We start from the raw sequence: 6,042 nt of genomic DNA, 5'->3' as shown, positions 1-6,042 counted from the left end.
CGCTACCTTTGACCGCTTCTGCCATTCTGGCATTGGTAGCGACCAAAGTTCCCACTCCTACTTCAATGGCACCCAGTTCCCGCAGCAGTTCTTGCTGCAACTCAATCGGAAAGATGCCCGTAGTGCGATCGCGAAGCGTGACCAAAGGTCAATCGCGTTTTAGTGAAGCCTCGACAAACAGTGCGATCGCACCTCAAGCAGCGTCGGCAATGCCTATAGCGTGACCAAAGGTCAATCGCGTTTTACTTGATGCCTCTAAAAAGAGTGCATTCGCGTTTTAGTAGTTGATGTAGGGTGGGCAGTGCTTTCGACCGATTCATGTGGTTAGCAATCGCCAAAGTAGGCACTGCCCACCAACGGATTAATCACAATCGGACCAGTGCGATCGCACCTCAAGCAGCGTCGGCAATGCCTATAGCGTGACCAAAGGTCAATCGCGTTTTACTTGATGCCTCTACAAAGAGTGCGATCGCTTAATCTTACATTCGGGTTATACCTTAGATAATCCCCAGCCCAATCGCAACCACGTCGCAGTAGCTCATCTAGACTACTTAGAGCTAGATCGATATTCCATAACATTACAGTTTTATCCTCACTAGCCGTAGCAAGAGTCTTGCCGTCAGGGCTGAAGCTAACACTATTGATCGCAGCACCACTACTCTTGAGGGTTTGGAGTACTTTACCCTCCGGAAGACTCCAGAGTTTGACTGTCCCGTCACTACTACCACTGGCAAGTATGGTACCGTAGGGGATAAAACTGAGGCTATTGACTACACCACTATGTCCCTTAAGAGTTGCCAGTTGTTGACCTTGCAAATTCCAAAGTTTAATAGTTCCATCCAGACTCGCGGTAGCAAGGGTCTGACCGTCACGGCTAAAGCTGAGGCTAATCACCGCAGCACTATGCCCCTTGAGAGTTTCAAGTTCTTCACCGCTCAAATTCCAGAGTTTAAGGGTTCCATCCTTACTAGCAGTAGCGATGATTTTGCCATTAGGGCTGAACTTGACACTGTCAAAATCATCGTTATGTCCCTTGAGAGTTGCCAGTTGTTGACCTATTAAATTCCAGAGTTTTACGGTTCCATCGTTACTAGCACTGGCAAATAATTGTGCATCAGGGCTGAAACTGACGCTGTAAACACTAGCTTTATGGGCATCAATAGTTTTGATTAGTTTACCCTCCAGACTCCATAGCTTTACCGTTCCATCCAAACCAGCACTGGCAAGGAATTTCCCATCAGGGCTGAAACTAAAACTTATGATTGGATTTTGATTTTCTTCTAAGGTCTTCACTAGTGTACCGTCTAGTTTCCAGAGTTTGACACTTCCATCCAAACCAAGACTGGCAATGACATTATCATCAGGGCTGAAACTAAGACTTATGACTGCACCTTGATGTCCTTCTAAGGTACTGACTAGTGTACCGTCTCGTTCCCATACTTTAACAGTTCCATCGAAGCTAGCAGTGGCAATTGTGCGACCATCGGGACTAAAGCTGACGCTATCAACCACAGCCTTATGTCCAAATAGGGTTTGGGTTTTGAGATCATAGTCCTCAACGCTCCAGAGTCTGACGGTCAAGTCTCTGCTGGCGGTGGCTAAAATTTTGCCATCGGGACTAAAGCTCATAATTGCAATCCCTCTCTTATGACCCCGCAAGATTTGGAGTTCCTGACCTTCCCGACTCCAAAGCTTAACAGTTCCATCTAAACTGCCAGTGGCAATTGTCTGACCATCAAGACTGAAGCTAACGCTGTTGATTGTGGCACCAGAACTCTGGAAAGTAAGAATTTCCTTTCCTTGAAGATTCCAAAGTCTAACAGCTCCATCCAGACTAGCAGTGGCAAGGGTCTGACCATCAGGGCTAAAACTGATACTTGTAACATCAGCTTTATGCCCCATAAAGGTTTGCCCAATTCGGTTGCCTTGTTTGTCCCACAATCTTACTATTCCGTTGCTACTACCACTGGCAATCACCTTACCGTCAGGACTGAAACTGAGACTCGTAATACTAGCGTTCTGTATTGCAAAGGGTTGCCCAATTGGGTTGCCCTGTCTGTCCCACAATCTTACTATTCCGCCGCGACTACCACTGACAATCACCTGACCGTCCCGGCTGAAACCGATACTTGTAACCTCAGTTTCATGCCCCTGGAGGGTGTGTCGTAATTGACCGTCTATACTCCAGAGTTTGACGGTGCCATCAGCACTGCCAGTGGCAAGGATTTCACCATCACGACTAACACTGACGCTATTGACTGTATCTGTATGCCCTGGGAGAACGGTTAGTATTTCATCATCTCCCCTCCAAAGTTTGACCGTACTATCAGCAATGCTAGTGGCAAGGATTTCACCATCAGGACTGAAAGTGACGCTATTAACCCAACTGTCATAACCTTCCAAACGATTGCGCTCTCTGACTCCATAAAGGGCTTGCTGTAATGCAGCTAAAGTCTGAGTGCGGGTATTGGTTCCTACTGCGATTGCTGACTTAAGTTGTGTTCCTGCCTTTAAAGCTAATATGAGTGGATCAAGTGACTCCCTATTTCTGTTAAATAGGGCTTCTGAGGATTGAGCAAGAGCAAGAGTCTTTAGTATTTTAACTTGTCTCGCAAATAGTAGTCCGGTCAATAGTATTAATACTACCATAATAATCATTTTTTTGACAATTGATGCTCTAAATCGGCTTTTAAAAAACGCCTCTTCTAGTCTTAATTTACTTCGTTCCGCCTCTTTTCTTGCTAGTCTCTCCTGTTCCAATTCAGTGATTATTAAAGCTCCTGTCGATTGACGAATAATAGGAACAAGATAGTCGTGTACTAATTGATAGTGCGCAGTCGAAAATTCTGGCAAAAGTAAAACCAATCCTGAGTTGACGAAGATCTCTAATATTAAATCTAGGTTTTCTATCTCTCCTACTCCGAGATCGAATAAACCCGATCCTAACTCTGCCCTTGACTTGAGTGGTCGAGTGTTATTTTCATCTGTTAGGAGGTATAAAACTAGTCTTGCCTCACGTTCATTCCAATAACCACAGTCTTTAACAACTCCAGCTAAAAATCGCTCCAATAGCTTTTGTTTAGAACCGATTGCTTGATACTCAACCAGTTTATAAATTTTCTCTTCTTGTAATTGTAATCCCACAATCTGTAACTCAATGGGACGAACTTCACCTAGCTCTCCTGCTAAATCATTTACAAGTTGATTAATCAAAGCATTTTCCAAATACAAATGAAGTTTAGTTGTTACATGTTGTATAAACTTATCACTATTTTCTTGAGAAAAGTTTCCTAGATAATAAAGTATATCTTGGCTTAATATGTAATTGATAGTATCTATTTTTTTTGAACGTTGAAATTTTAAGAGATAGTGTAGATAGTCTTCCCTTAATGACAGAATCACTTGAGTATAAGGAATATAGTCAATTGCTGTTTTTAAAAATTCCAATAAAAGATTACGATCGACTATATCTGGGACAGCAACAAATAATTCTTCAAACTGATCAAAAATTAAAACTGTTAGTAAGTTTCGGTCACCATTTTCTTGCAACTGTTGCAAGATGCTAGTTACTGAATCTGCTTCAACAGAAAGACTAAGCCCTCTTGCTCTTAGTGCATTAACCAATAACTCGCCTAACTGCCTAACCCAGTCAGTATAGACTCGTATGGCAATTGGCAATACATCTCGTTGACCAATAGCTCTTTGCTTGAGAATTGGAACTAATCCTGCATAGATTAAGGAACTTTTTCCAACTCCAGATGGTCCATGAATAACAGTTAATTTACAACTAGTATTGCCAATTCTTTCGAGCAAATTATTGATATCTTGTTGTCTACCAGAAGCAATAATTTCATCTGCAACCATTTCCGGCTGCTCAAGGGCTGGAAGTTGAGACTTAGCTCTTCTGCGTTTTGGCTGTAATCTCCCTGTACCGATAAAAGCTCGCAAGCCAAACTGTTGCTCAATGGATATTCGTTCTTGTTTAACTCTAAAAGCAGCTAGATAGTCACCCTTTTCAAGGTATAATTCTCGCCAGCTTGCCAAAATCATAATATAAAGCTCTGGAGCATAATGGGCTGGAGTTTCTGCTTTAGCTATTTCGAGATACTTGATACTGTCTTGATACTTACAAAGACCTTTTTCTGCTCTTGCTAATAATAATAAATACCAAGCTTTATCAAAGGATTGAATCCCATCTAATTTTGCTTTTTGTTTGGATGAGGTTGCTGTTGATTCAGGCGACAAACTAGTTTTCAGGATGGAGAGTGCTTGCTCTGCTAATCCCTTAGCTTCAGTCCAAGCTAATTTATCTAAAGCCACCTCCGCCAGAAAACCATAATCTTTCGCTAACTCAATTGACTTACCATTGGCACTATGCAGTGTTAGAGACCTTTGGGCTAAGGTTTCCAAGTCTGCCCATCGTTGTAAGCGTTGCAAGACTCTGGCAAATTGAGTAATCAATCGGTTAGCTAAATCCTGATCAGATATCTGAGCTAAACTATCAACACATTGTTCAACTAAATTTTGTGGTTCAGGTTTTCCATAAGGACACAACCCGATATGAAATAAAACCATGCCTTGCCAATCGCAGCGGGTTAGTCTTTGCCATAGATCTAAGCTTTTATGAAAGTAACGTAAGGATTCTTCAAACTGTTGTTTAGCATAGTAATTGCGACCTACCATCAAGTAAAAACTAGCTTCTAACTCTGGTTCTATTTCCTGGTTGTGATGTTGTAAATCTTGCCAAGCTGACTCAAATTCTGATAGATCATCTATCCCCCGATTTAGCTCATACAAAAATTTGTCAGGATCAGAGTCTGGAAAGTTAGTCAATATCTCCTTGGCTTTTTGAGAGAGAGTATAGATTAATTCATAAGATAAGGAATCAGGAGGGGTTTGAAACTCCCTAGTTGTGCCCCAACTCTCCAAATCAGGAGCAACCCGAAGCAATTTGGTTTGAACCTGATCATTAATCCACAGCACTAGGGGGAAATGGAAATTTTTCCGAAACTCTTCCCGCACTCGGTTAGTGGCAGCCAGCAAGCTATCAATATCATCAACAGCCTCTAAGCCAAAGACCATCACAACCCCTGGCTGCTGATCACCTAATTCCTGCCGAATCTTGCTATAAAGTCTGCTATCAGACTTTTTTAGCACAACGTCGCGGATTTGAACAGAACAGGTTTCTCGGAGCCCCTCAGTCATTTGCTGCTGTACATAGGTATAGTTACAGTGTGCAAAAATCAGCGAAAATTGCCCCTGAGAAGCTTCAATTGCCCAAGCCAATCTTTGCAACGCACGGTCGTTGTAGGCAGCAACCTCTTTGGTTTTATCGGAGGCACTCATATATCGCAAAGGGAACAGGGAACAGGGAACAGGGAACAGGGAGCAGGGAGCAGGGAGCAGGGAGCAGGGAGCAGGGAGCGTAAGCATTCAGCATTCAGCAGTCAGCGGTCAGCTTATTTTATTCAAAAGCACCTCAAGGTGGCACAGGCTTCTAGCCTGTGGTGGCACAGGCTTCGACGCTGGCACTTTCCCCATAAACACCTCAATTAGTGTGAGCCTAGCCCATGAGCTGATAGCTGATAGCTGATAGCTGATAGCTGAATGCTTACCAGGGAGCAGGGAGCAGTAGGAAAGAGATCGAAACAGTTTTTGATGTTATAGCACTACGCATTAAGGTGTTTGACATTGATACAAGCAGCAAAAGCTGTTTTATTGAACTTTTGCCTTTTGCCTCTTGCCTCTTGCCTTGCGCGTAGCGCTATATAATAAATCAGCAATATTGTTCATAACCTATTTATAAATGCTATGGCTGTAGTTCCTTAGCTTCTGCTAAAATTGGATTAACATCAAACCAAGGTTCTTCTTGATCATAATACTCGTAAACAAAGCGACTGCGGATTAAGATTTGATATCCATCATCTCCAGTCACTTTCTTCTCCTTAGCTACTTTACCCAGTAAATCCCACTCATCATTAGTGATCGCTAAGACAAGTTTATGAAGCTGAGCCTTAATCATACGTTCTAGACCATTACGGG

At 42.7% G+C, this 6,042-nt stretch carries 1 protein-coding gene and 1 pseudogene; both read right to left on the bottom strand.

The annotated features are described in order from the left end of the window. Positions 1-441: 441 nt before the first annotated feature. Entirely contained in the window at positions 442-5,433 is a 4,992-nt protein-coding gene (locus F6K38_RS33380) for a WD40 domain-containing protein (protein ID WP_287359385.1), read from the bottom strand. 376 nt (positions 5,434-5,809) lie between these two features. After that, positions 5,810-6,042: pseudogene (locus tag F6K38_RS33375) on the bottom strand (ATP-binding protein); the annotation flags it as partial.

This window comes from Moorena sp. SIO3B2 (genome assembly GCF_010692525.1).
GTDB lineage: Bacteria > Cyanobacteriota > Cyanobacteriia > Cyanobacteriales > Coleofasciculaceae > Moorena > Moorena producens.
The sequence above is the reverse complement of the archived record's forward strand: the minus strand, read 5'-3'. Positions and strand labels throughout refer to the sequence as shown.